General features: G+C 50.9%; 18 protein-coding genes and 1 pseudogene. 4 read left to right on the top strand and 15 right to left on the bottom strand.

Features of this window, described 5'->3' with window-relative positions:
* Nucleotides 1-410: 410 nt before the first annotated feature.
* Complete coding sequence (locus KB559_RS19490; protein WP_211024147.1) at nucleotides 411-1,391, bottom strand: aldo/keto reductase; 981 nt, start codon at nucleotides 1,389-1,391, stop codon at nucleotides 411-413.
* A gap of 137 nt (nucleotides 1,392-1,528) precedes the next feature.
* Here KB559_RS19490 and KB559_RS19485 point away from each other — a divergent pair, with 137 nt between their 5' ends.
* Nucleotides 1,529-4,867, top strand: a complete 3,339-nt coding sequence (locus tag KB559_RS19485; RefSeq protein WP_211024145.1) for a DEAD/DEAH box helicase — start codon at nucleotides 1,529-1,531, stop codon at nucleotides 4,865-4,867.
* A gap of 164 nt (nucleotides 4,868-5,031) precedes the next feature.
* Here KB559_RS19485 and KB559_RS25230 read toward each other — a convergent pair whose 3' ends face one another.
* Nucleotides 5,032-5,430, bottom strand: a complete 399-nt coding sequence (locus KB559_RS25230) for a discoidin domain-containing protein (protein WP_282103182.1) — start codon at nucleotides 5,428-5,430, stop codon at nucleotides 5,032-5,034.
* Between the two features lie 6 nt (nucleotides 5,431-5,436).
* Nucleotides 5,437-6,684: pseudogene (locus KB559_RS19480) on the bottom strand (family 8 glycosyl hydrolase); the annotation flags it as partial.
* Nucleotides 6,685-6,951: 267 nt separating this feature from the next.
* Between KB559_RS19480 and KB559_RS19475 the strand changes: the two are divergent.
* Nucleotides 6,952-7,134, top strand: coding sequence for a hypothetical protein (locus KB559_RS19475; RefSeq protein WP_211024140.1), 183 nt, complete (start codon nucleotides 6,952-6,954; stop codon nucleotides 7,132-7,134).
* Nucleotides 7,135-7,277: 143 nt separating this feature from the next.
* The gene (locus KB559_RS19470) at nucleotides 7,278-8,138 is read left to right on the top strand and encodes an SDR family oxidoreductase (protein ID WP_211024138.1); all 861 of its coding nucleotides are present in this window, start codon (nucleotides 7,278-7,280) and stop codon (nucleotides 8,136-8,138) included.
* A gap of 10 nt (nucleotides 8,139-8,148) precedes the next feature.
* On the opposite strand, the gene KB559_RS19465 is transcribed toward KB559_RS19470, so the two are convergent.
* The 12 genes from KB559_RS19465 to KB559_RS19410 form a co-directional block, all read right to left on the bottom strand.
* Nucleotides 8,149-8,826 carry a succinylglutamate desuccinylase/aspartoacylase family protein gene (locus KB559_RS19465; protein ID WP_211024135.1) on the bottom strand — a complete coding sequence of 226 codons (678 nt, stop codon included), beginning with the start codon at nucleotides 8,824-8,826 and terminating at the stop codon, nucleotides 8,149-8,151.
* Nucleotides 8,827-8,895: 69 nt separating this feature from the next.
* Nucleotides 8,896-9,990, bottom strand: a complete 1,095-nt coding sequence (locus tag KB559_RS19460) for a GerAB/ArcD/ProY family transporter (protein WP_211024133.1) — start codon at nucleotides 9,988-9,990, stop codon at nucleotides 8,896-8,898.
* Between the two features lie 29 nt (nucleotides 9,991-10,019).
* Nucleotides 10,020-11,255: a Ger(x)C family spore germination protein gene (locus tag KB559_RS19455; protein WP_211024131.1), complete on the bottom strand. Its 1,236-nt coding sequence runs from the start codon at nucleotides 11,253-11,255 to the stop codon at nucleotides 10,020-10,022.
* Between the two features lie 12 nt (nucleotides 11,256-11,267).
* Nucleotides 11,268-12,860, bottom strand: a complete 1,593-nt coding sequence (locus tag KB559_RS19450) for a spore germination protein (protein ID WP_211024129.1) — start codon at nucleotides 12,858-12,860, stop codon at nucleotides 11,268-11,270.
* 133 nt (nucleotides 12,861-12,993) lie between these two features.
* Nucleotides 12,994-14,199, bottom strand: coding sequence for an MFS transporter (locus KB559_RS19445; RefSeq protein ID WP_211024127.1), 1,206 nt, complete (start codon nucleotides 14,197-14,199; stop codon nucleotides 12,994-12,996).
* Nucleotides 14,200-14,220: 21 nt separating this feature from the next.
* Nucleotides 14,221-14,682, bottom strand: a complete 462-nt coding sequence (locus KB559_RS19440; protein WP_211024125.1) for a MarR family winged helix-turn-helix transcriptional regulator — start codon at nucleotides 14,680-14,682, stop codon at nucleotides 14,221-14,223.
* Nucleotides 14,683-14,849: 167 nt separating this feature from the next.
* Nucleotides 14,850-15,266 carry a PaaI family thioesterase gene (locus tag KB559_RS19435; RefSeq protein WP_211024123.1) on the bottom strand — a complete coding sequence of 139 codons (417 nt, stop codon included), beginning with the start codon at nucleotides 15,264-15,266 and terminating at the stop codon, nucleotides 14,850-14,852.
* Between the two features lie 60 nt (nucleotides 15,267-15,326).
* Nucleotides 15,327-17,036 (bottom strand): AMP-binding protein, encoded by a 1,710-nt coding sequence (locus KB559_RS19430; protein WP_211024121.1) that lies wholly within the window; start codon nucleotides 17,034-17,036, stop codon nucleotides 15,327-15,329.
* A 28-nt stretch (nucleotides 17,037-17,064) separates the two neighbouring features.
* Nucleotides 17,065-18,855: an acyl-CoA dehydrogenase family protein gene (locus KB559_RS19425; protein ID WP_481856474.1), complete on the bottom strand. Its 1,791-nt coding sequence runs from the start codon at nucleotides 18,853-18,855 to the stop codon at nucleotides 17,065-17,067.
* Between the two features lie 59 nt (nucleotides 18,856-18,914).
* Nucleotides 18,915-20,096, bottom strand: a complete 1,182-nt coding sequence (locus tag KB559_RS19420) for an acetyl-CoA C-acetyltransferase (protein WP_211024119.1) — start codon at nucleotides 20,094-20,096, stop codon at nucleotides 18,915-18,917.
* Between the two features lie 24 nt (nucleotides 20,097-20,120).
* Entirely contained in the window at nucleotides 20,121-22,517 is a 2,397-nt protein-coding gene (locus KB559_RS19415; protein WP_211024117.1) for a 3-hydroxyacyl-CoA dehydrogenase/enoyl-CoA hydratase family protein, read from the bottom strand.
* A 38-nt stretch (nucleotides 22,518-22,555) separates the two neighbouring features.
* The gene (locus KB559_RS19410) at nucleotides 22,556-24,700 is read right to left on the bottom strand and encodes a (Fe-S)-binding protein (RefSeq protein ID WP_211024115.1); all 2,145 of its coding nucleotides are present in this window, start codon (nucleotides 24,698-24,700) and stop codon (nucleotides 22,556-22,558) included.
* Between the two features lie 182 nt (nucleotides 24,701-24,882).
* Between KB559_RS19410 and KB559_RS19405 the strand changes: the two genes are divergently transcribed.
* Nucleotides 24,883-25,464, top strand: a complete 582-nt coding sequence (locus KB559_RS19405) for a TetR/AcrR family transcriptional regulator (RefSeq protein WP_211024113.1) — start codon at nucleotides 24,883-24,885, stop codon at nucleotides 25,462-25,464.

Below are 25,464 nucleotides of genomic sequence, written 5' to 3'. Positions count from 1 at the left end.
TGTAACTTGTTACTCCTGGTCGACTATTGTGCTCGGATATCCAAGCTTGCGCTGATATGCTGATGTGCTGATGTTCTGGTCAACATTTCGACGATCCCATGCCTAACGGTCATGAGAGACTTTAAAGTACTAAAAAAGGTAAGTTTGAGCGGCTAACGGACATAGAAGACCTTATTTGCCTGGTTTGAGGCTCAATCTGCCGAATATCTTGCTGTTAAGGTCTCTGGTGGCCGTTAGATTTCAAAAGCGGCAAAAAAGAGCTGATTAACGTCTCTCATGTCCGTTAAAATTCCAAATCTGCTCAAACATCAGCTGATGATGACTTAAGTAAAACAAAAGCATATAAAAATCCCATCCTATAGAAATCAGGATGGGATAAACGATGTGAAAGCTATGCGACGAATCGCAGCTTACCAAGCGTAGGCTTGAGGCGCTTCTCCGCCAGGTCCGGGGAAGATTTCGTCCAGTCTTTTCAGCTCGGCTTCGCCGAGCTTGATGTCGACGACGCGCAGCGCGGTCTCCAGCTGCTCCAGCGTCCGCGGCCCGATAATCGGCGCGGTCATCGCCGGACGCGTCAGCGTCCAAGCCAGCGCGACGTTCGCTTCGCTCTCGCCGAGCTCGCGGCATAGCTGCTCGAATGCTTCCAACTGGGCGCGATGCTGCTCGACGCGGCCCGGGTTGTTTGCCCGCTTCGAGCCCGGCGCCGGACGCAAGGCATTCCCGCCGAGCAGGCCGCCGTCCAGCGGGCTCCAAGCGATGACGCCGATGCCATGCTCATCGGCAGCCGGCAGCACTTCCAGCTCTGGCAATCTGCAGAGCAGGCTGAATTTATGCTGCTCGGAGACCAATCCGAGCATCCCCTTCGTCTTCGCCTCGTATTGCGCCTTCACCAAGTCGCGTCCAGCAAAGTTACTGGAGCCGACATAGCCGATTTTCCCCTGATGCAGCGCAATATGGAACCCTTCCCAAAGCTCGTCCCAAGATACATTCCGGTCCACATGGTGCATCTGGTACAACTCGATGTGATCGGTTTGCAGACGGCGGAGCGATGCTTCCAAATGCCGGCGCATTTTATAGGAAGATAGCCCGGCCGCATTGTTCGGCCCGTCATTTGCGTCGTTCATTTCACCGTAAAACTTTGTGGCCAGCACAACCTTTTCCCGGCGTCCGCCGCCTTGCGCAAACCACTTACCGATGATTTCTTCCGTTCTACCGGCATTTTCGCCCCAGCCATAAATATTGGCGGTATCAAAAAAGTTGATCCCCGCATCAACGGCCGCATCCATAATTTTGAACGCTTCGCTTTCTTCCGTATCGACTCCAAAGTTCATCGTTCCCAAACACAGCTTGCTCACTTTTAATCCAGAACGTCCCAAATAGCTGTATTTCATATCGTTATCGCTCCTCGTGTATGTTTTATATTTTTCCTTCGCAGTAACCCAGCCCTCCACCACCTCCCTTCCATCTCGCTAACAATCTGGTATCATTAATGTAGCTTCAAATCTTTTTATCAAGAAAGGTAGATCCAATGAGTTCACCCTTAACACAGCGGATAATCAAACTGCTCTGCGGCCGCATCTCCTATGACCGGGGCGAGGCATATCTCCGGCAGAAAAAAGTGAGCTTCACGCATACCGATCCGGAATCCGGCCAATATCAGGCAAATGTGTACGGGACCGATTCGCATCGTGTATACGTGCATATCGATCTCAACGGAGATGTAAATGCTGAATGCAATTGCTCCGCCTTTATTTCATATAACAACTACTGCAAGCATATAGCAGCCGTACTTCTGGGCATACATGAGATGGAAAACGGTTCCTTTTCACCGGTGCATTCCATCTCATTACTGCATCAGGAAGACCGCTATGATTCAACCTCTCTATATGAAGAGACAAACAATGGATTGGGGAGCAGGAACTTTCCTAAACCGCCAAACGGTTCGACGCGCGACGTCTGGCTGGCCCGCGATATGATGGGACTGTTCGATCCCAAAACGCCGCGGAGGAACCGGAGTGAAACCCGTTTTGACTCCCGTACCCGCATCCAGGCTGAGTTTATTTTGAAACTGGTGCCTTACGGGGCAGGCAGGCATATTTTCGGCATCGAGCTAAAAATCAGGAACAAACGGCTTTACATCGTAAAACAAGTCCGTGAATTTCTCGAATCGCTGGATGCTGGAAGACAGGTGCTCTTTTCCGAACATTTCACCTACGACCCGGCACTGCACAGCTTTGAACGCACCGACGACGACATCATCCGCCAACTGATTGCCGTCTCCAGAAATGAACGTCTTTATCGGGAAAGCCTCTCTGCTCAGAACAATTCGGGACGGCGTTCCGGCGGCGTTGATGAACGAATACTGCTAATTCCTCCTTATGCGTGGAACCAGATGCTCCCGAAACTGCTGGCGGCTGCGTCCGTAAAAATTGAACCGAAACGTGGTCCGGCTTGGAACCTGAGCTTGTCCGATGAGCCTCTTCCGGTACGGTACTATTTCGACCAGTCCGACGAGGAAGGATATCGGCTTCGCGTTCAAGGGCTTGATGAGCTTACGATCCTGGAACCGTACGGGCTCGTGCTGGCCGACAAGAACCTGCTGAAGCTTCCGGAAGACGGCTGCCGCCGGTTGGCCGAAATGAAAAACATGCTGGAAGCCTCGCGCCGACAGCATATCCGCATTGCTTCCGAACAAATCGAACCGTTCATGCAAAAAGTGCTTCCCGGCCTCCTGAAGCTTGGAAACGTAGAGATTGCGGACTCCGTCACGGACCGCATGGTTCAAACGCCGCTCAAAGCCCGGCTCTATCTGGACCGAGTACGGAATCGCCTGCTGGCCGGTCTCGAGTTCCAATACGGGGATATCGTACTGAATCCCTTAGAGGAAGGAACCGGCAGAGGCAGCGAGCTCATCGTGCTGCGAGACGACGAAACGGAACGAAGCATCCTCGATTTGATGGATGAGAGCGATTTTACAAGAACGGAAAGCGGATATTTCCTTGACGATGAAGATGCGGAATACGACTTCCTCGTGCATGTCGTGCCAAGGCTGGAACAAATGCTGGACGTCTACGCCACTTCGGCGGTCAAGGTCCGCATACGGCCGGTGTCTGCTCCTCCCAAAGTATCCGTCCGGCTCGGCGAACGTACGGATTGGCTGGAGATCTCGTTTGACTTGAACGGAATTTCCGAACAGGACATTCGCGGTGTGCTGGAGGCGCTGGAAGTGAAGCGTAAGTATTACCGCCTCCCCGATGGGGCGCTGATGCCGCTTGATAGCGAAGAATTCAAGCATATCGTTAATTTCATGAACGAAATTGGTCCACATCGGCTGTTCGAGGACGGAACCGGATTTACCGTCCCAGTGACCAGAGGACTGCATCTGTTGGAGGAACAACGTTACGGCAACACGATCAAGCTTGGAAAGAGCTTCCGCCAACTGCTGCATCACATCAAAAATCCGGACAACCTGGATTTTCCCGTACCCGAATCCTTGGCCCCGGTGCTGCGCGATTATCAGGCCTATGGATATCACTGGATGAAAATGCTTGCTTACTACCGCTTTGGCGGCATCCTGGCGGACGACATGGGACTGGGAAAAACGCTGCAAAGCATCGCTTTCCTCGTCTCCGTTTTGCCGGAAATCCGGGCTCAGGAGCTGCCCGCCATCATCGTCGCTCCCGCATCGCTGGTGTACAACTGGCGGAACGAGCTCAAGAAATTCGCTCCGGAAATCCGCTGTGCGATCGCCGATGGAAGCAAGGGAGAACGCCTTCGAATCCTTAACAACACGCGGGATACGGATGTGGTGATCACCTCTTATCCGCTGCTGCGCATGGACATAGAACAGTTTGCCGCCAAGTCGTTCCACACGCTCTTTCTCGACGAAGCCCAAACGTTCAAGAACTATACGACCCAGACGGCGCATGCGGTCAAGGCTTTACAGGCCAAGCACCGCTTTGCTCTCACGGGTACACCGGTCGAAAATGCGCTGGAAGAACTTTGGTCAATTTTTGATGCCGTATTCCCGACCTTGTTCCAAAACCGTAAGCAATTCAACGATTTGACTCGGGAACAGGTCGCCAAAACGATTCGTCCTTTCCTGCTCCGCCGTTTGAAGACCGACGTGTTAAAAGAGCTTCCCGAGAAGATTGAATCCGTGCAGGCATCGGAATTGCTGCCGGAACAGAAGAAGCTGTACGCCGCCTTTTTGGCTCAACTTCAGCAAGAAACCTTGAAGCATTTGAACGAGGACAGCTTCCAGAAGCACCGCATCCGGATTTTAGCCGGATTAACCCGGCTGCGCCAGCTATGCTGCCATCCCGCCTTATTTGTGGACAACTATGAGGGCAGCTCCGCTAAATTTGAACAGTTGCTGGAAATCGTCGAGGAGTGCCGCAGCGCAGGGAAACGGATGCTGATTTTTTCCCAATTCACCGAAATGCTTGGCATTATTGGCAAAGAGCTAGGATACAGAGGCGTACCTTTCTTCTATCTTGATGGAAAAACGCCGGGTTCCGAGCGAGTCGAGCTTTGCACCCGATATAATGAGGGCGAGCGCGACCTGTTCCTGATTTCTTTGAAAGCCGGAGGAACCGGGCTTAATCTGACCGGGGCGGACACCGTCATTCTTTATGACCTGTGGTGGAACCCTGCGGTCGAACAGCAGGCGGCCGACCGGGCTCACCGGATCGGGCAGACCAATATCGTTCACGTCATCCGCCTGGTTACTGAAGATACCGTTGAAGAAAAAATGTACGAGCTCCAGCAAAAGAAGAAAGACCTGATCGACGAAATCATTCAACCGGGACAGGAAGCCGTATCCTCTCTGACCGAGCAGGAAATACGCGATATTTTAATGATTTGAGCCATGTTAAAATAATGAACGAATTTAAGTTACTTCCTCCCGATTATACTTTCTTCTATTCACATTAATGAATGTCGGGATGTTTGTTCTTCATGTCATTATGTAATAAACAAGCCGGACTGGACACACTCCAGACCCGGCTTGTTTTGATGTTGCCTGTTATTTTATGGCGAAGACGTCCCGTAAACCTCAAATTCGTACAGCGAGTAACCGTAGGGGGTTCCTCTTTCCGAGCCTAACATTCTCACGTAACGTGCATTATGTGGCGAAAAATCGATCTCATCCACTCCCCCATTACCATCTGTCGTTGAATTTACATCCGTCCATTGGACCGGGGTACCGCTCGAATCTGTCGAGACCTGTATCTTATATTGCTTGGCGTATGCAGCTTCCCACTTCAGCGTCACGCCGGAGATGCTTTGCACACTCCCGAGATCCACGTAAATCCATTCCGGATCGCTTCCTTCATCGCTGGCCCAACGCGACATCAGATTTCCGTCAAAAGCCTTGTCAGCTTCAAATCCTGAGCCTTCGATCGAGCTGGATACGGCCGGCTTGTTCAAGGCGAGGTTTATGATCGGCTGCTCTGCCTGCCCCTCCGGCACCCACCAATTGCCCGTGATAAATAACAAATTCAGCAAATTATAAGTATCGCTAAAATAGTCCTCGCGCTTGTTCTTCATCCAGTCCCAACCGGCGTTAATCCAGGCCTGATTAGCACTGTCGGCGGTTCCGGCCGAAATAAAGGGCGCCACGAACACGGCAGTTGCATAATCGCCAATGGCGGTGCCTTTCAAATTGTAGCCGTTCTTGATATTGGCCGGCGAGCCGTTGGCCTTTGTCTTGATCCAGCCGGTTATCTTATCTGCAGCGGCTTTACCTCTCGGATCCCCGTAGAAGGCGTAGTCCATCACTACTCTTAACGGAAATCGGCTGGCGTTATAATAATATTGATTCGTTTCCTTAAATTCATCCAGATACCATTCAGGGGCCGGTTTCGGCGGATTGCCTACCACAAAATCGGATACCAGCCCGGTTGTCGGCGAATAGGCGGCTGTGAACTGATCATATACCGAATATAAATTGTCGATGACCTGGATCCATCCCGCATCTCCGGTCACCTCATAAAATGCTCGAAAATGACTCAACATCCAATCGGAGGGTCGGGTATTCAAAGCATCCTTGGAATCCCAGTCGCCAAGATTAAGTCTGTTGTTCGTAGTAATATAGCTTACTTTGATACCGTCATTGATCATTTTTCGGGCTTCATCCAAATAATTAACGGCCCCATCCGAGCCCCACTGCTGATGAGCCAGAATTAATGAATAGGCAATATCAAGATCGCCGTCGGTAGCCGAACCGAAATGGCCTTGGGCTTTAGGATTGTCAGCGACTACCCACCCCATCAGATGGGGATTGCCCGAACTCTTGTAAGCGCGTGCAGTTTTAAACAGACCGTTGTAAATATTCTTTGCATTGGGGTCATGCCCGGCCATCAAAACCGTTATGATCATGCCGTACCCTTGACCTTCGGAGGATCCCAGCGCTTTGAAGCCCTCCGGATCTCCGGTAATATCTCCCTTGACATAATATCCTCCGGGGAGTGAGGACAAATCATGCTTCAAATACGTGGCCTTCCAGTAATCGTAATAATCGGAGACAGATTTGTTCATCGCATTTTGAGTAACATGGCTCGGTTTGATCATTCCGGGGTAATCGACTTGCTGGGGAAAAGGTTTACTTATTCCGGCGGCGTACGAGGTCTGTGCTGGGATCCCAAAACCCGCGGGGAGCAGGAGCGCAAGCGCAAGAAGCATCTTCAGCACCTTCGGCTTTCCATGGCGGATTGGGAGCGCCTTTGTCCTTGTTAAATCCATGATCATTCCTCCTTAAGTAGTAAATAAATGAACTACGCTAGCGGAAGATGTCTTAGCAAGGATGTCCTATAAAGGCATCATATTACAATTTCAGGTAAATATAAACCACTTGAGCTCCACGTCTGTAAAGAATGTTTGTAAATAGCGGTAACGGGTAACTATAAATAAGGAATTACCACAGAACAGTCACAGAAGGAGGACATTAACATGCCACATCAAGATAATCAATCTTTTCAAGATGAAGCAGAACTGAGGAATAAACCGGATCATGAAGGGGATTCCCTTGCTGAAAAGAAAAAAATGGAGAACGGCGTAGATATCGAGCCCGAGGCCGACGAATGGGTTGCCAAACCGGTAGCCTTTACTGAATCGGACAGTAAAAAAGAATAGATTGCAAATCACAACCGCCCGGAATACCGGGCGGTTTTTAATTATGCTGTTATATAAAGCGAACCGGAAGGGCTAAAACCTGCCTTAGTCGAATAATTGATTAATGAATAGTAAATTCTTGTTATGAAACGGAGAGGATAAGCATGGGGGTGTTTGCGGACGATTTGCTGCAGGACAAGGTTGTTTTAATCACCGGCGGAGGAACCGGCCTCGGGCGGGCCATGGGCAGCAGATTTCTGGAATTGGGAGCGAAACTCGCCATATGCGGCCGGCGTGAGGATATCCTAATTCAAACAGCGGAAGAGCTTGGAACGGAACATAATGAGATATTCTATAAAAGTTGCGATGTAAGAGATCCCGACCAGGTCCAAGCTCTTGTGGCTGCCGTAGAGGAACGATTCGGCCGCATCGATGTGCTCGTCAATAATGCAGCAGGAAACTTTATCAGCCCTACGGAACGTTTGTCCCATCGTGCCGTAGACGCCGTACTGGGCATCGTGCTTCACGGCACATTTTACATGACGCTCGAAGTCGGAAAGAGCTGGATCGGCCGTCAGCAATCCGGAACGATGCTGAATATTGTGACCACTTATGCCAACACAGGGTCGGGATACGTTGTCCCTTCCGCTGCAGCGAAGGCCGGCGTTCTGGCATTAACCCGCTCCCTCGCCGTTGAATGGGCACCTTATGGAATTCGGCAAGTGGCGATCGCCCCGGGCCCGTTTCCGACGGATGGGGCCTCCTCTCGCCTCTCTCCTACACCGGCTCTGGAAGAAAAAATGATGTCTCGCCTCCCCCTTGGTCGAACCGGGTCACCGGAGGAACTGGCGGACTTGGCCGCATTCCTCGTTTCGGATGCCGCCAGCTATATCAACGGTGAAGTCGTTACCATAGATGGCGGGGAATGGCTGCGCGGTGCCGGCCAGTTTAACGATCTTTCTTCCGTCAGCCCCGAAGAGTGGGATCGTCTTGCAGAATTGACCCGAAAGGGAAACAAAAAATAAAGCAGGCTTGCTACAGCAAGCCTGCCTTCCTTAGAAAACCTTTAACTAAATAAATTTGATAGCGGACCCGATCCGCTTTAGCTAAACTCCAGCAAGTTTCTACCGTCACAGCCCGAGCTTTTAACAACCGGGCTGCCGCTGTGCGGGACGAGCCCGGCAGTTCATGTAACCGGAGATTAAAATGATGAGACTTCTTGGAAATCGTGCGATTTATGTCTTTAATCAAGCGCCGGGCTTGGAGAATACTGCGATTACCGGGGTTGGTAATCAGCGTTTGTCCGAGACTGCTGGCGCGAACCTGGGATAATCCGTTTGCTTCGTGTAAATCCAGATACCACTCCAAGCCGTAACGCTTGGCTAATTGATACAAGGCGCCCGCTAAGGGATGACGGGCGGCCATGCCGGATTTGCGGGGAAAAGTGCGGTTTAAATCAGGTACGCCGCGGATGTTTTTCCGGAATGCACTCTGATTTACAATCGGGACGATTATTAATGTCCCTTTGCGAATTTTGAGATGTTGCGTCAGAAACTGATTCGCCAATTGCTGAGCTGCCGCTACACTAGCTCTTTCGTTACCGTGAATCCCCGACACGACCATGACATGCGGTCCTTTGCTCTCCCCTCGGATCACATAGTACGGCGTAGCGTAAGGCGTTGAAGCAGCCAAGGTTAGTCTTTGAACCGGCATGAGACTTCACCTCCCCCGACCTGATAGGTATTTATATGCAAGGTCAGGACAAGAGGCTTGGACGGGAGTTTATTCCTGCGGCCTTTTATTCCGCCGGATCATCATCACCATAAGTAATAAAGCAGGCATTGCCATTTGAATATACGGATAATATCTATTTAACACGAGATCTATTCCCACCCACAAATGATGGGAAAAGTTAGGGGATATGAAAGAAGCGGAATAAACCATCAAGCCTACGGGGATTACCCATTTTTTGTAGCCTGTCGCGGTGATCTGAGAGAATCCTATCGTGGCCCCGATATAGAACAAAAGTATTTTCGTACCCAAGCCAATGAAAAGCACGAGTACAAACAAGACATCCATCCTTTCAAACACTTCCGCAAGTTCGATTAATTGTACAACTTGCAGCAAAGGAAATACGGTCATTTCGACAATCGTCGGACCCAGCACAAGCAAATTAATTTGATTGATGATGATTAAAGCGACTGCAACAACTATATACGTGATAAGAACTGAGGCGCGGAGATGCTTCGCTTTTTTTACGAGCGGAAAGAATACGAGAAATAACAGCGTCTGCGCAAACGGAAAAGAAACAATTTCCGGAACGGCTGCATCCCATACGGGCTTTATCCCGTTTTCAAGAACAGGCAGCATATATTCAAATTTAATCATGCCTTCTCCCGCTATCATAATGACCAACAGGAAATAGCTTACGATCACAATAGGGAGCAAGACAACGCATACCAGAAAAACCATATGAATGCCATAACGTGCACTGTTGGCAAGAACCAGTAAGGTAATTAGCATAATGATCGGTAAAGGGGTCCGATTAAGCAGCGCAAATGCACCTAGCTCTCCTAAATCCCTGAGATTACGTGAGGATTCATAAGTAAAATACAAGGCAAAAACAAGAGCAAAGATGGTACCTATCCACCTTCCCAAGTAATGGCGGCATAACCCGAATAAATCCCTTTCCGAATCCCTCCGGTAAATGCCCAAGTAAATCAGGAGCAATAAAAAGCCTAAACCTGCACCAATCAGCATAGCTAGCCAAGCATCCTGTTTCACTTTTGCCCCGATTTGGAACAGCGTCGTACTACCGACTTCAAACAAAGTCAAGCCTGCAATCAACTCGGTGACTCTGCTTTTTCCAGAACTCATTTCATTCAACCCTTCTGACTATGTTCAGTTCAACTTCCATCTTTCCAATCAAATTCGTTGGACAGGTTTTCGAAAGACTTTTTAAATAATCCCGGGCGTTTTACTGATACCTTGACTTGAACATCAAGCTCAATATTTTCATAGTGATCCGGCCAAGAATCTTTTATATTCTTCCACTCATTTGGATATTTCCGGTGCACTTTATCAGCAAATCCAGGCAAATCAACTCGCATTTTTTTTGAAGCCTTCCAACCGGTATTAATAAAGTCGAGAATCTCCTCTTCTATGTTTCTCTCAATGATTCGAATGCTCTCCGGCTTGGTCAGATCTTCCTTACATTGAAATTCCAACAGATCTCCGGCGGCTTTCACCCTGATTTTCATTTTAAAATGGTCTCCTACCTTTTCCGGCGAAACCTTTGTTTTGGAACTCGTGACGCGGAAGGAGTTATTTTTACCCTGTGAGTCGCCTTGAGTACAGCCGAAAGAAATCGTACTTCCCTTTACCTGATCCGAGAGCCAGGAGATCCCAAAGCTTTCCTGCCGATTCATCCATCCTACAAAATGCTCCCTGCGAAAAACCCCCAAGCGTACAATTTTTAGCTTAGCAGGCGATGATGTCAATTTCTCAGCTTCCTGCGATTCCAGTTCTTTACTTTCACCGCCCGTAAATCGGATCTCGGGTACTCCGGCCGCTCCGGAATCGGAAGTTATCTTTTGTGCCAACTGATACATTTTGATTAAAGGAAAAATTGAGGAAAAGCTGGTTTCTTTTCGTAAAATTTCAGATAGAGCCGCACCCGGCATTTTTTCTGGAGGAATTAACTTTTTAAGAATATCCTTTGCTTTTCCATCAGTGATAGCAACAAGTACCGTCTCCCGGGCATCAATATTCCGGAAATACAGGTCAAGGATTTGCATTAACCCTTCCTTCGCCGCTTCCTTACCGATGATCAAAACGTCCGTATGCCCAAAATACAGCCGACGCGGGTTTTCAACATAACCCAGGTCCGCAGCTTCGCGAATGGTTTCCCCTTTAGTAGAAAAGACATGTATACTCGGATTCGCCCCTCCCCCTCCGCCGCCTTGGCCGGTCCCTACGCTGGACGGAACGATGATTTGATAAGACATCACCCATTTTCCATCCTGTCTGTCAAATCCGGTGGCGATCGTAATTCCTATTTCATTCAATTCCGTACGGTTCCAACATCCAGTTATCATCAAGCAGACGATTAGTATGATGCAGCCTAAAACAGCTTGACGCATGGGTTCAACCTCCTATTTTTCCTTCCGGCCCTCTTTTCCCGCAGAAGGCTGCCGCATCTTATTTTGCATACTGATATAGGCAGGACGTGTCTTCATGAATGGCCAAGGGACCCGGATAAACACGTCTTTGAGATTGGACATGCTGAGCGGAGCTACTGGCAAAAAATAAGGGACACCGAATGAGCTTAATGAAACAAGATGAATAAAGAGCGGGATAATTCCCGCGAGAATTCCGAATAACCCGAAACTCCCCGCCAGCAGCATTAGAGCGAATCGGACAAGCCGGGCAGCTGCGGACATGCTGAATGTCGGAATAACAAAGCTTGAAATAGCGGTGAAGGAAACGATGATAACCATCGCTGCGGAGACAAGCCCAGCCTGAACTGCCGCTTGTCCTAAAACAAGCGCTCCGACGATGGAAATCGCCGGTCCGACGACCCGGGGCATACGAACGCCAGCTTCCCGAATGACTTCGAAAGTCAATTCCATGATTAAAGCTTCCAACAATGCGGGGAGGGGGGTCCCTTCCCGTTGTGCGGCCAGACTAATTAACAAAGTTGTCGGGATCATCTCCTGCTGGAAGGTTGTTACGGCGATGTATATAGATGGAAGTAGCAAGGCGCTTATAAATGAAAATAGACGAATCAGGCGGAGAAACGAGGAAATATCGTATCTTTGATAATAATCTTCGCTGGATAAGAAAAATTTGAAAAAAGTAACCGGTAAGAGAAGCACAAATGGCGTACCATCCACAAGAACCGCTACAAGACCTTCCAGCAGGTTGCCAGCGACGCTGTCCGGCCGCTCCGTGTTCATCACCGTCGGAAACGGAGTAAACGACACGTCTTGAATAAATTCCTCAATATATCCGCTCTCCAGAATGCTATCCGTTTGTATGGCGTCAAGACGCGCAAATACCTCTTTCACTACATCGGGATTTGCAATACCCTGAATATAAGCAACACTAACTCGCGTCTGAGTAAGACTGCCGATAAATCGATCTTCAAATCTCAAATCTGCCGATCGGATTCTGCGTCGCAGCAGCGATATATTGGTTGAAATATCTTCGGTAAATCCCTCTTTCGGTCCGCGAATGACCGTTTGGGAGGAAGGTTCTTCAATAGCCCTTCTCATTCCACCGGGCAAAGACACTGTGAAAGCCTCTTTTATGCCATCTATCAATACAACGGAATCCCCCCCCAATATTGCTTGAATTACCTCGGATTTTGTGAGGGCCAGCTTCGTGTCTCTTGCGGGCAAATCCTCTTTAACATTTCGAAAAGGATCCTTGACCATGATGCCGTTGATGTCCTCTTGACCAATTTTTATAATAAGATCATTTAACTGAGTCTGATCAACCAAGCCATCAATGTAACAAATTGCAGCATATGCGGCGTTTTCTCCCGGATGAACAAACTCCCGTATGATAAAATCTGAGCTTCCGCCTAAAGTCTGCCGGAGTACAGTAAGCTTTTCCGACAATGAGGATGTGAGATTCGCCGATTCTTCCTGACCGGATATTCCTTGGTCTATCGACACAGGGTCTTGGAGTTTTGCGTTTTTTTGCTTCTTCAATCTTAAGCGGAAGTGTCCAAGCTTGTTCATACGCAACCTCCTGTAACAATGTGGTATCTTGTAATATACCCTTAGCCAATTTCTGTATACTCTTAGGAGATAGCAGATAAAAAAGCCTAAGCATTTCGCTTAGGCTTTGATCATATTCGTTTCTACTCCATTATTAATTTTCTATAGTAGCTGCTTTACTCTTATCCCTGGACACAAAGTAGACGACTAAATACAGGACGATAAACAGCACCATAAAACCCGCGGAATATCGGTACATTTCAGCGTAATTCGTAACCGAAGCAATGGCACCCAGTAGGATCGCGCCGATCGCCACACCGAAATCGGTAGAGTTATAAAACATACTGTTGGCCGCCCCATATTGATCCGGGGAAGAAGTGCGCAGCATCCAAGCCTGAATCGTCGGCTGAATCGCTCCAAATCCAAGCCCGTACAACAATGCCGACACGATCAATAACGGCAGCGACGTTGCGAAGGACAACACCGTCATGCTGACCACCACGAGGAGTGCTGCGGGAAGTAATACGGCCGCATGTCCTCTGCGGTCAAACACCCGGCCTGAAATCGGACGGATAATAATGATGGTGACCGCATTAAACAGGAAGAACAGACCTACCTGCTCCAGATGGACGAATTCGCCGAACAGTGCGATAAAGCTGAGCAGCCCGCTATATGTAATAGACAAGACTACATTAAGCAATGCCGGAAAAATCAGCTTACGATTGAAACGCCCCCGTTCCGCATGCTTGACTTCCCCGCCGCTCGGTTCAATCCGAGGAGCTGCCGGTAGCGAGCGAGTCAGTAAGAGGATCGGAATAATTAAAACAACAGTTACCGTCCCGATCACGGTAAGCGTGCCGAAACTCGACTGTTTCATCACATTCAAACCGATCATCGGTCCGACGGACATCGCCAGGCTGGTAGACAAGCCGAAATACCCGATTCCTTCACCCATACGGCGAAGCGGAATGATTTGCGAAACTAGGGTCGGAAGAATTGTGCTGGCAATTCCGAACCCGATACCATATCCTGCTCGCATAACTAATAGCGTGCCCACGGATCCGGCGAACACATAGATGCCGGTTGTAACGGCCGCAATCACCAGACCGGCAAACAGCAGTGCATTACGGGATATTTTTCTCAGTAAAGCCGCAGTCATAAAACGTGTAACGATGGCAGAAAGAGCAAATACGCTTGTTACCAGACTTACCTGCAAATCGCCGGCTTGAAATTCATTTTTAACGTAGGCCGGGAATGACGATAATAACATCTGTAGATTTAAAAATAATAAAAACGCACAAAGCGTTAATGAAATAAACGATTTTGTCCATAAGATTCCCTGTTGTTCTTCTTGATGCATATTTTCTCTCCTATCTCCTGTCTATTCCTTCTCGTTAGTATCTATTATTTGTGTGACATGTTCATTGATCCGCAATAGAAATTCCGTAAGCAGGGCATACTCTTCGGAAGACAAACAGCGTTTGACCTCTTCCGTTACTCCCTCCTCGATGGGTAATGTTTCGCGAATCAGTTCCTTTCCCCGTTCTGTGCTGTAAACAAGGAAAGATCTTCGGTCCTGCAGGCCCGTTTGTTTGTACACCAGACCTTTGCTTTCCAGATGATCCAGAATGCGTGTCGTGGTCGGCTTATCCTTTCCGGTCCGCGCCGCAATTTCGCGCTGAATCATTCCTTCGGAACGGTCAATCTGATGCAGAACCGACCATTGTTCAGGCGTAATGTCATGTTCTTTCAATCTTTTTTGCAATAGAGTCGCTATTTTTCTGTAAGTGACACCCATAATAAAACCAATGGCCAAATTTCCGCTTTGGTCTTGTGTAGTCATTTGAATGTTCCTTTCACTCTTGAATAATAGTTGCATAGACAACTATATAAAAGACAACTATATTTGTCAAGTTGTCTTGCAACGTGTAAAACCCGCCAAGGCTTTATCCCGGGCGGGCTAATAAGGAAGTCGTCATGCTGTTTAGGTAAAATAAGTTTAATGTCAGGTTAGGTAACCCGAAAAGTCCCTGTACCGAACGCACAGAGCGTGCCATCCTCCAGTCTGGAGAACGCCTGAGCGGTAATCGACTTGCGAGAAGAATGAAGCAGCTCGGCGGTAGTCGTGATGCGCCCTTGCCCGGCTTTGGCAACATAGTTCATATTGAGATTTGTGGTGACCACGCTTGCCTCCGGCTTGGCAATCATGGCCAGCATGCCCATAGCCGAATCGATCACTGAAGCATACACTCCGCCATGAACAATGCCGATCAAATTCAAATGATGACGCTGGATTTCAAACGACACGACAACCTGCCGGTCATTTACCGTTTCGATCGTGCATCCGAGTACGTCCCAGAATGTGCCTGCCGCCGCCCGATTCCACTCCTCCCATTTCGGGTGCCTCCGAAATGAATCCGCTTCCATGATTTTGTCCTCCTCGCCGCTTGTCATCTACGTCGTCACGTCTAAACTGTTTTGCTTGCCTCATCCTTTATCGAAATTCACGCTGTCCTGTTCGCTATTGTTTCGTGCAGCTTCTTCTTCGATCAACTTCCGGCGCAGCACTTTACCGGCCAGCGTCTTGGGAAGACTATCCCTGAATTCGTATACCCTCGGGACCTTATAGGCGGCGAGCTTCTCCTTGCACCATTGCTTCAGTTCATCCGCATCCGGCACCGCTCCAGCCCTAGGCACAATATATGCCTTCACCGTCTCGCCCCGATAAGGGTCAAAAATTCCGGCAACGATTGCTTCCTCCACATCGGGATGCTCGAAAAGTACCTCCTCCACCTCCCGGGGATAAATGTTGTAACCACCTGCGATAATGAGATCTTTTCTTCGGTCCAAAATATAGAAATACCCGTCTTCGTCCATTCTCCCCAAGTCTCCGGTCAACAGCCAGCCGTCTTTTAGGCATTTGTAGGTTTCCTCGGGCTGATTCCAGTATCCCTTCATCACCTGAGGACCCTTGACCGCAAGCTCCCCGATTTCCCCGAGGGGAACTTCTTCCAGGGTATCCGGCTGAACAATTTTGGCGTCAGTATCTGGAAAAGGAATGCCGATCGAGCCGGTCTTTCGTTTCTCCCAAATGTTATTGGCATGCGTCACCGGGGACGCCTCCGTTAGCCCGTAGCCTTCTATCAGCTTGCCTCCGGTAATCGTCTCGAATCGGGTCTGAACTTCCAGGGGCAGCGAAGCTGCCCCGCTGATGCAGACATTGATTGAAGATAAATCATAACTCCCAATCGCCTGATGATTGATAATCGCCACATACATGGTCGGCGCTCCAGGGAACACCGTCGGCTTCTTTTTATGGATCGTCTGCAGCACCTGGTTAATCTCAAACCGGGGAACGAGAATCAGCGTCCCTCCGAGGGCGACAGCCTGGTTCAGCAGTACAGTCAAACCGAATACGTGAAAAAACGGCAGCGCGGCCATATACCGTTCCATACCTTGTCTGGAGCGATAGAACCACAGCTTGGTTTGCAGGGTATTGGCGACCAGATTGGAATGAGTCAGCATGACCCCTTTCGCAAACCCGGTCGTTCCTCCTGTATATTGCAGCAGCGCAAGGTCTTTGTCCGCACTCACTGGTACCTGAATCGGATCGCCCGAAGATTGCTTCAGCAATTCCTTAAAGGATAGTACTTGCTCGTTATAGGTCACGTGCGCGGCCATGCCGTCTTTTTTGGCTTTGATCGGATACAGCAAGTTTTTCGGAAACGGCAGCGCATCTTGAATGGAAGTCACAAGGATAAATTCCAAAGGCTTTGTGCCCATCGAGTTCTGCACCCTTTGGACAAGCGCGTCCAAGGTAACGATCAGGCGAGCTCCCGAGTCCGTCAATTGGTGCTCCAGCTCCCGAGGCATGTACAGAGGATTGGTCATCACAACGATGCCGCCGATCAGAAGCGTACCATAGTAGGTGATGACCGCCTGCGGACAATTCGGAAGCATAATCGCTACACGGTCCCCCTTGTTAATTCCGAGGCGCTGCAGCGTTCGGGCAAACCGATAACTTTTTTCCAACAGCTCGGCATACGTCATTTTTTTCCCCAGAAAATCAAGCGCATGCACCTGTGGATAGCGTTCTGCTGTTTGAATAAGAAACTGGGCTAAATTTTGCTTCGGATAATTATAGGTCGGTGGTACTTCGACAGGATAATGTCTTAACCATGGCTTGTTGGACAACATCGCCTTACCTCCCATCCGATCAGCTTCATTACACCACGTACTTCTCCGCCTCAATAACTTTGGATGCAATTTGGCGTTTCAGTTCAAGCGTATTTACGGCGGAGCGTTTCGTCAACTTTTTAAGCACGGATAGCTGCGTGCGGAGCACATCACCGGACTCCATGGCCGCGAGCACCTCTTTTGCCCAGGCTTCGATCCGGCCAAACTGCTCCTGGACAAACGCTACCGTCATAGCGATTGCGAGCCCGGCCTTGTCTTCTCCGGAACGGTCGATACATTTTTTGGTTCGGGAGAGAGCGCTTTCCATCGCAAAAATCGAAATCATGATATCCGCCAAATGGCTCAAAATTTCCTGCTCCTGCTCCAGCTTCAACTGGTATTTTTGCACCGCTTGAGCTCCGGTCATCAGGAAGATCTTTTTCGCCATGGCAAGGAGATGTGTCTCCGGCTCTAACGTCCCTTCGAACTCCTGCGTCGGCATAGGCTCCATCAATTCCGCCTGAAGCTTCATCGCTTTTTGCATCAGAGGCAGCTCGCCCTTCATCGCCCGTTTGACCAGTGTTCCCGGAATGAGCAGCCGGTTGATTTCATTCGTTCCTTCAAAAATCCGGTTTATCCGCGAGTCGCGGTAAATCCGTTCAATCGGGTACTCTTGAATGAAGCCGTAACCGCCGTGAATCTGGACACCTTCATCCGCCACGAAATCCAGCGCCTCGGACCCGAATACCTTGTTGATGGAGCATTCCAACTGGTATTCCGCAATCGCTTTGGCGGACTGGTAGCCGACATCCGCGCTGCCATGATCCACCTCGGCCAGACTAATATCAAACAGCCCGGCAGTCCGGTAGACCATGCTCTCCAGTACAAAGGTGCGGATATTCATCTCAGCCAGCTTTTTACCGATGAGCGGAAAAGACGATATTTTACGGCCGAATTGACTCCGTTCATTAGCATATGCGGAACTGAGCTCAATGGCATCTTTCGCCGCGCCAACACACCCGGCAGCCAGTTTGAAACGCCCGATGTTCAGAATGTTGAACGCGATCAAATGACCTTTGCCTACTTCCCACAGCAGATTCTCTACCGGCACCTTAACATCCTCAAGGATCAACGGACAGGTGGACGAGCCCTTGATGCCCATTTTCTTCTCTTCCGGTCCGATACTGACGCCGTCCATTTCCCGCTCCACGATGAATGTGCTGAAATCCTTGCCGTCGACCTTGGCATACACGATAAAAATATCAGCAAACCCCGCATTTGTGATAAATTGCTTCGTGCCGTTCAGCACATAATGCGAACCGTCTTCCGACAGCTTCGCCGTCGTTTTGGCGCCGAGCGCATCCGACCCGGAGGACGGTTCCGTCAGGCAGTAGGCGGCGATTTTCTCGCCGGTGGCCAGCAGCGGCAAATATTTTTGTTTCTGGGCTTCGGTGCCGAAATAAACGATCGGCAGTGTCCCGATGCCGACATGTGCGCCAAAGGAGAGCGCAAAGGAGGAAGCCTTCGTCAGCTTTTCATTAATCAGCGTCGTGCTCACTTTATCCAGCCCCATGCCCCCGTAGGCTTCGGGAACATCAGCTCCAAGCAAACCCAGCTCACCGGCTTTGTTCAAGAGCTCCACCGTCAGCTTGTAATCCAGCTTTTCGACCTCTTCATCGCGGGAAGCGACCTCGCCTTCCACAAACTGCTCCGTCGTTTCCGCGATCATCCGCTGCTCTTCGGTAAAATCCTCCGGCGTCACGATCCCCCGGTAGTCCACATCTTCAATGACAAAGCTGCCGCCCAGTACTTTGCTTTTGCTTATCGTCTCATGACTCACTTGCGATCCTCTCCTTTGGTTTGAATTTCCCTGCTAACGAACCTCACTGTGCTTCATCCCTATGCATGAACCTCGAACACGCCAGCCGCGCCCATTCCTCCCCCGATGCACATGGACACCACGCCGTATCCGCCTCCACGGCGGCGAAGCTCGTTGATCAGCGTGGCGGTGAGTTTGGTTCCGGTGCAGCCGAGCGGATGGCCAAGGGCAATCGCTCCGCCGTTGACATTGACTTTGTCTTCGTCGATGCCGAGCTCGCGGATGATGTGCAGGCACTGCGACGCGAAGGCCTCGTTAATTTCGAAAAGCGAGACGTCGTCCAGGCTGATGCCCGCCATCTCAAGCGCCTTCGGAATCGCCTTCACTGGGCCGACGCCCATCAATTCCGGCTCTACGCCGGCCAAAGCAAAGGAGCGAAACGTCGCGAGCGGCTTCAAGCCGAGCTGGTCGGCGCGCTCGCGGCTCATGAGGGCAACCACGGCCGCACCGTCGCTCATCTGCGACGTATTCCCTGCCGTTACTGTGCCGCCGGCTTTAAAGCCGGGCTTCAGCTTCGCTAAAGCTTCAAGTGTCGTATCCGTCCTAACCCCCTCATCGGTATCGAAAACGACTGTGTTCCGCACCAGTTTTCCGCTGTCCCCAATTTGGGAGAGCTCCGCCTGAATCGGAACGATCTCTTCTTTAAACCTCTCCTCGGCAATCGCCTTCGCCGCTTTCATATGCGAGCGGAATGCGAATTCATCCTGATCTTCGCGGGAGATGCCAAACTTCTCCGCCACCCGTTCGGCCGTATGTCCCATGGCCATATACACTTCCGGCATCTCATCCACAATTCTCGGATTCGGTGATACCTTGAACCCGGTCATCGGGACATGGCTCATGCTTTCGACGCCTCCGGCGATCATTACTTCCGCATGGCCGAGCATGATCCGCTCCGCAGCAGAGGCGATCGCTTGCAAACCGGAGGAGCAAAACCGGTTGATCGTAATTGCGGGAACCGTCACCGGAAATCCGGCATACAACGACATGATGCGGGCAAAATTAAGCCCCTGCTCACCTTCAGGCATCGCGCAGCCGATGATGATATCATCCACATCCTCTTTATTCAGCCCCGGCGCCCGTTCAACGACGGCTTCCAACACCGCTTTCCCGAGATCGTCGGCACGGGTCTGTGCCAAACTGCCCCGCTTGGCCTTGCCCACCGCCGTTCGTGCCATAGACACAATCACTGCTTCTTTCATAAACTCACCCTCCCTTTCCTTTTTCTAATTCCGCAGCGGTTTGCCTTTGGTGAGCATGTGCTGCATCCGTTGTCTTGTTTTCGGCTCGCCGCATAAGCTCAGGAATGCTTCCCGCTCCAAGTCCAGCATGTGCTGCTCCGTTACCCAAGAGCCGGGCGGAACATCTCCTCCCGCCAGCACATGGGCCAGCTTGTTGGCGATCAGCAGATCATGGTCACTGATATATCCGCTCTCCCTCATGCCCAGCGCTCCCAACCGCAAAACCGCTTTGCCTTCCGTACCGACTACACGCAGCTTCGTTTCGGCAATCGGTTCGTATCCCGATGACGCCATGCGAAGAACCGCCTGTTTCGCTTCATAAATCGTATGGTCGGGATTCAGCACGACCCGGTCCGACGGTCGTAAGTAGCCCAACTTCTTCGCATCATGTCCGCTAGTCGATACTTTCGCCGTTCCGACCGTTTCGAAGATCCGGTTAATGTATGGCTGCAGATCCGCTTCAGGCAGCCCGGCCTGTTGACTGGCCCGCAGGGCAAGCTCCTTGCAGCCGCCCCCGGCGGGAATGAGGCCGACGCCGACCTCCACCAATCCATAATAGGTTTCCGCTGCTGCGATTACCTGATCGGCGGGCATACAAGCCTCCACACCTCCGCCTAACGTCATTCGATGCGGTGCGGCTACTACCGGTTTCTCAAAGCGTTTCAGGCGGTACATCGTGTTCTGGAACAGGCGGATAATATCATCCACTTCATCCCATTCCTCATCCTGCGCTTCCATCAGCAGCAGCATCAGATTGGCCCCGACACAGAAGTTTTTGCCTTGATTGGCGATGACCAACCCGTTAAAATTACTGCGAACCTCCTCTACACTCTGCGAGATCATCGCCAAAATATCCCCGCCGATCGCATTGTTCGGTGAATGGAATTCCAAACAGGCCACGCCGTCGCCGAGATCGATCAGGCTTGCTCCGCTGTTTCCCTTCACCACCCGGTTTTGCGCTTTCAGGTCCCGAAGCGAGATGACTTCCGGCGGCTGTTCCACCTGTTTATAACGCCCATCCGATACATGGAACAGCTTACCGTCTTCTTTCTTATAAAAAGAGGTGTTTCCCTCCGCGATCCAGTCTTTCACCCAAGCCGGAACCGTCATCCCCTCGGCTTCCATCCTGGATACGGACTTGACCAGCCCGATCGCATCCCAGGTTTCAAACGGACCGAGTTCCCAGTTGAATCCCCATTTCATCGCTTCGTCGATTTCCCGCACGGTATCGGCGATTTCACCCCGTTTTTCGGCGGCATAGATGAGCACTTGCTTCAAAATGCTCCATGCTAAATCCGAATACCGGTCGCCTCCGGCCAACAGCGCAGCAGTTTTGGCCTTGGCGCCTTTCGCCAGCTTGGCGGCCTCCAGCGACCCTGAAGCCGCCTTCCCCTGCGGCCGGTACTCCATACTTTGCAAATCCAGAGCCAGGATTTGGCTGCCTTCCGGCCCCTTGACCTTCTTGTAAAAGCCCTGGCCGGATTTTTCGCCCAATCTGCCCTGCGCCACCATCTGCTTCAGCACCTCAGGCGCCTCAAACACGGATTTCTCCGATTCATTCGAAACGTTCGAAAACACATTGTCCGCCACATGAAGGAAGGTATCGAGCCCGACCAAATCCAGAGTGCGGAACGTTGCGCTCTTGGGCCGTCCCATTGCGGGTCCGGTGACTGCGTCCACTTCCTCTACCGTGTAACCTTTTCGTATCATCTCGCTAAGGGTAACGAGCAAGCCGTAAGTACCGATCCGGTTGGCGATGAAATTCGGCGTATCTTTGGCCAGTACGACCGTTTTTCCCAGCGTACGCTCGCAAAACCCGCTTAAGTCCGCTACCAGCCCGGCATCCGTCGTTTCACCGGGGATGATCTCAAGCAGTTTCATGTACCGGGGAGGGTTGAAAAAGTGAGTGCCTAGGAAATGCTTCCGGAACTCCGGAGACCTTTCTTCCGCCATCGCATTAACGGAAATCCCGGAGGTATTCGTACTGACGATCATTCCTGGCGACCAATACTGCTCCACTTTGGCCAGGAGTTCTTTTTTCACCCCCAAATTCTCAACGACCACCTCAATGACCCAATTGACTTCCTTAATCTGCGACAAATGATCCTCCAGATTGCCCGGGGTAATACGCTCGGCAAAATCGTTATCATAGAGCGGAGCCGGCTTACTTTTCGTCATTCCTTTGATCGCCGAAACCGCCAGCCGGTTGCGCACACTCGGGTGCTCCAGTGTATACCCCTTAGCGGCTTCCGCCTCGGTCAACTCGGTCGGGACCCTATCCAGCAGCAAGCAGGGAATGCCTGCGTTGGCAAGTACGGCGGCGATTCCCGAGCCCATGATTCCGGAGCCGATAACGGCCGCTTTGCGAATTGGTTTATTCATATTCCGAACCCTCCATTTCACTTGTTCATCTCATATAGCTAGAACACCGACATCTCCAACAACTCGGCGATATCCCGTGCCTGGACCTGATCCTCGACCTCCTTCATCTTAGTGCCGTCCTCCAGCATGGTCAGACAGTAAGGGCAGGCGCTGCTGATTACCGTCGGCTTTACCTCCAGCGCTTGCTCCGTGCGGGCCAGGTTGACGCGCTTGCCGCCCGTCTCTTCCATCCACATCATCCCGCCCCCGGCTCCGCAGCACATCGCATTCTCCCGGGCACGTTCCATCTCGACGAGTTCCACGCCCGGGATCGCTTTGAGTACATTCCGGGGCTGGTCATAAACATCGTTGAAGCGACCCAAATAACAGGAATCATGATAAGTGATCCGCTCCTTCACTTCATGCTTGGGCGTCAGTCTGCCTTCCGTGATCAACCGGTCCAGCAGCTGCGAATGATGCCATACCTCCACGCCTTCCAAACCAAACTCCGGGTACTCATTTTTGAACGTATTAAAAGTATGCGGGCAAGCGGTAACGATTTTCCGGACCCCATATTTCCGGAAAGTCTCAATATTCTCCAGGCAAAGCTGCTGGAACAGCAGCTCATTGCCCATGCGGCGCGGCGTGTCCCCCGAGTTTTTCTCCTCGTTCCCGAGAATCGCGAAGCTTACGCCGGACTCTTTGAGCAGGCGGGCAAACGCCCGCGAGACTTTGCGGCTGCGCAGATCATAAGAGCCCATCGAACCGACGAAGAACAAATACTCAAACTCCGGATTCTCCTTGACGGTCGGCACGGTGATCCCTTCCACTTCCCCCGTCCATTTGGCGCGGTCGTTGCGGCTGATACCCCAAGGATTACCCTGCCGCTCGATGTTGGTAAGCGCCCGCTGGCCTTCCTGCGGCACGCTGCCCTGCATCAAGACGAGATGACGGCGCAGATCGATAATTTTGTCCACATGTTCATTGCCGACAGGGCACTGGTCTTCGCAATTGCGGCAGGTCGTGCAGGACCAGATCTCCTCCTCCGTCATGACGTCGCCGATCAGCTCCAGACTCACGGGATCTGCACCTTGCTCCCGCTTTTGCCAGGTTTCCTTTTGCCAATCCAGTGTCGGCCGGATATCGGTAATTCCCACGGAATCATTCCAATTCACTCCGGGAGTCATTTCCCCCGTCATTCCATGCGTGGACAGCCCTCCCGGCGCGAACGCAAACTCCGGTGCCCAAGGCGATTTTCCCGTGATAGCGGTGCCTTTTTCGGTCAAATGATCCCGCAGCTTGGTGATCAGATGCATCGGAGACAGCGCTTTACCGGTGTTCGAGGCCGGACAAACATTCGTACAGCGACCGCATTCTACGCAGGCATAGAAATCCAGCATCTGTTTCTGTGTGAAATCTTCGATTTTCCCGGCGCCGAAGCTTTCCGCTTCTTCATCCTCCAGATCGAGGGATTTCAATCGGCCGACCGGCTCCCTGCGCCGCAAACCGATATTGATAGGAGCCGTAATAAGATGAAAATGCTTCGACTGAGGTACATAAACAAGAAAGGAGAGCAAAATCAGGAGATGCAGCCACCAGAACACGTAAAATAAAATTTTCGCCGCCAAGGCCGAAAGGCCGGAGAACGCTGCTGCTATAAGTGAGGAAGCCGGAGCCAATGCCGAAGGTTCCAAATCGAGCCATAGACGCTCGAAGCCCAGCGACAAAACCACCGAGAACATAAGCGAGTATATGAAGAAAACGACCAGACTGGGTTTCCAGCCTCTTTTCAAACGAGGGAGCTTCTCGCCGTAACGACGGTACGCCGCATAACCCATAGCGATCAGAATCAGCAGAACCGTCAGCTCCTGCAGCAATCCGAATACGTCATAGGCCGGGAGCGGCAGATGCCCTCCCTCCGTCAATCCTTTTACGATCAAATCGATCGCTCCGAACTGCAAAATGATGAATCCGTAAAAAATGACGAAGTGCATGATTCCGCTTTTGCGGTCCTTCAACAATTTCTTTTGCCCGAACACCTGAGCCAGAAATTCGCTCCACCCCCCTTTAAGACGTTGCCTGAAATCCGAGGGCTGCCCAAGTTTTAAATAAAGGTAGCGATGATAGACGACCCTGCAGAACAAATAAATGCCCCAGCCCGTTACCGCCAAAAACAATGCCAAATTGATGATCTGCCACACCATCCCTGCCCCCACCCTTCTTCAAGACTAGTTAGAATTTCTTTAGTCCAAGCCTAGGTAAGCGTTTACAACGTGATTTTTAAAAATGGCGCTTCTATTGACAAAGCGCTTGGGTTCCCCTAAGATTAAGAAAAATGAATGAGTATTCATTCAGTTGACTTAAATTTTAGCATTGAGGTGTCGTCATGACAAGTAGGAAACAGGAAAAATTTGAAATGATTTTGGACGCCGCCGAAAAAGTCATTGCGGAGAACGGGTTTCACGGGTCCCAGGTATCCAAAATCGCCAAGGAGGCCGGAGTCGCGGACGGTACGATTTATTTATATTTCAAGAAGAAGGAAGATATCCTCATCTCCCTATTCGAGGACCGATTGGGGAAACTGGTCGCCCTCTTCAACGCCAACATTCAGGAATCGAATACGGCGGCCGAAGCGCTTCACAAAGTGTGTGAAATCCACTTCACCCAGCTCGAGCAAAATGTGGCCCTGGCTTATGTGACTCAAATCGAGCTGCGCCAGAGCTCCCTGGAACTGCGCAAGGCGATCGGCTTGTCGGTAAAGCCCTATATTCAGTTGATCGAGCATATTTTAAAAAGGGGGATGGAAGAACAGTCGTTCCGCGCTGATTTGGATACGAAGCTGACCCGCCAGCTCATCTTCGGGGCCATGGACGAGGTCGTCACATCCTGGCTCATCTCGGGACGGAAGTATTCCTTGTCCGCTCAGGTTAACGGAACGGTGGATTTTTTTCTGAGAGGTTTACGGTAA

Origin of the sequence: Paenibacillus sp. Marseille-P2973, assembly GCF_018101095.1 — a bacterium.
Classification (GTDB): Bacteria; Bacillota; Bacilli; order Paenibacillales; family Paenibacillaceae; genus Fontibacillus; species Fontibacillus vini.
Note: the sequence above shows the minus strand (reverse complement) of the source record. Positions and strands in the feature narration are given on the sequence as shown.

What these genes read in the sequence shown, in the direction of transcription:
- KB559_RS19490 (WP_211024147.1), bottom strand. Translation starts at nt 1,391, where the DNA reads ATGAAATACAGCTATTTGGGACGTTCTGGATTAAAAGTGAGCAAGCTG.
- KB559_RS19485 (WP_211024145.1), top strand. Translation starts at nt 1,529, where the DNA reads ATGAGTTCACCCTTAACACAGCGGATAATCAAACTGCTCTGCGGCCGC.
- KB559_RS19475 (WP_211024140.1), top strand. Translation starts at nt 6,952, where the DNA reads ATGCCACATCAAGATAATCAATCTTTTCAAGATGAAGCAGAACTGAGG.
- KB559_RS19470 (WP_211024138.1), top strand. Translation starts at nt 7,278, where the DNA reads ATGGGGGTGTTTGCGGACGATTTGCTGCAGGACAAGGTTGTTTTAATC.
- KB559_RS19465 (WP_211024135.1), bottom strand. Translation starts at nt 8,826, where the DNA reads ATGCCGGTTCAAAGACTAACCTTGGCTGCTTCAACGCCTTACGCTACG.
- KB559_RS19460 (WP_211024133.1), bottom strand. Translation starts at nt 9,990, where the DNA reads ATGAGTTCTGGAAAAAGCAGAGTCACCGAGTTGATTGCAGGCTTGACT.
- KB559_RS19455 (WP_211024131.1), bottom strand. Translation starts at nt 11,255, where the DNA reads ATGCGTCAAGCTGTTTTAGGCTGCATCATACTAATCGTCTGCTTGATG.
- KB559_RS19450 (WP_211024129.1), bottom strand. Translation starts at nt 12,860, where the DNA reads ATGAACAAGCTTGGACACTTCCGCTTAAGATTGAAGAAGCAAAAAAAC.
- KB559_RS19445 (WP_211024127.1), bottom strand. Translation starts at nt 14,199, where the DNA reads ATGCATCAAGAAGAACAACAGGGAATCTTATGGACAAAATCGTTTATT.
- KB559_RS19440 (WP_211024125.1), bottom strand. Translation starts at nt 14,682, where the DNA reads ATGACTACACAAGACCAAAGCGGAAATTTGGCCATTGGTTTTATTATG.
- KB559_RS19435 (WP_211024123.1), bottom strand. Translation starts at nt 15,266, where the DNA reads ATGGAAGCGGATTCATTTCGGAGGCACCCGAAATGGGAGGAGTGGAAT.
- KB559_RS19430 (WP_211024121.1), bottom strand. Translation starts at nt 17,036, where the DNA reads ATGTTGTCCAACAAGCCATGGTTAAGACATTATCCTGTCGAAGTACCA.
- KB559_RS19420 (WP_211024119.1), bottom strand. Translation starts at nt 20,096, where the DNA reads ATGAAAGAAGCAGTGATTGTGTCTATGGCACGAACGGCGGTGGGCAAG.
- KB559_RS19415 (WP_211024117.1), bottom strand. Translation starts at nt 22,517, where the DNA reads ATGAATAAACCAATTCGCAAAGCGGCCGTTATCGGCTCCGGAATCATG.
- KB559_RS19410 (WP_211024115.1), bottom strand. Translation starts at nt 24,700, where the DNA reads ATGGTGTGGCAGATCATCAATTTGGCATTGTTTTTGGCGGTAACGGGC.
- KB559_RS19405 (WP_211024113.1), top strand. Translation starts at nt 24,883, where the DNA reads ATGACAAGTAGGAAACAGGAAAAATTTGAAATGATTTTGGACGCCGCC.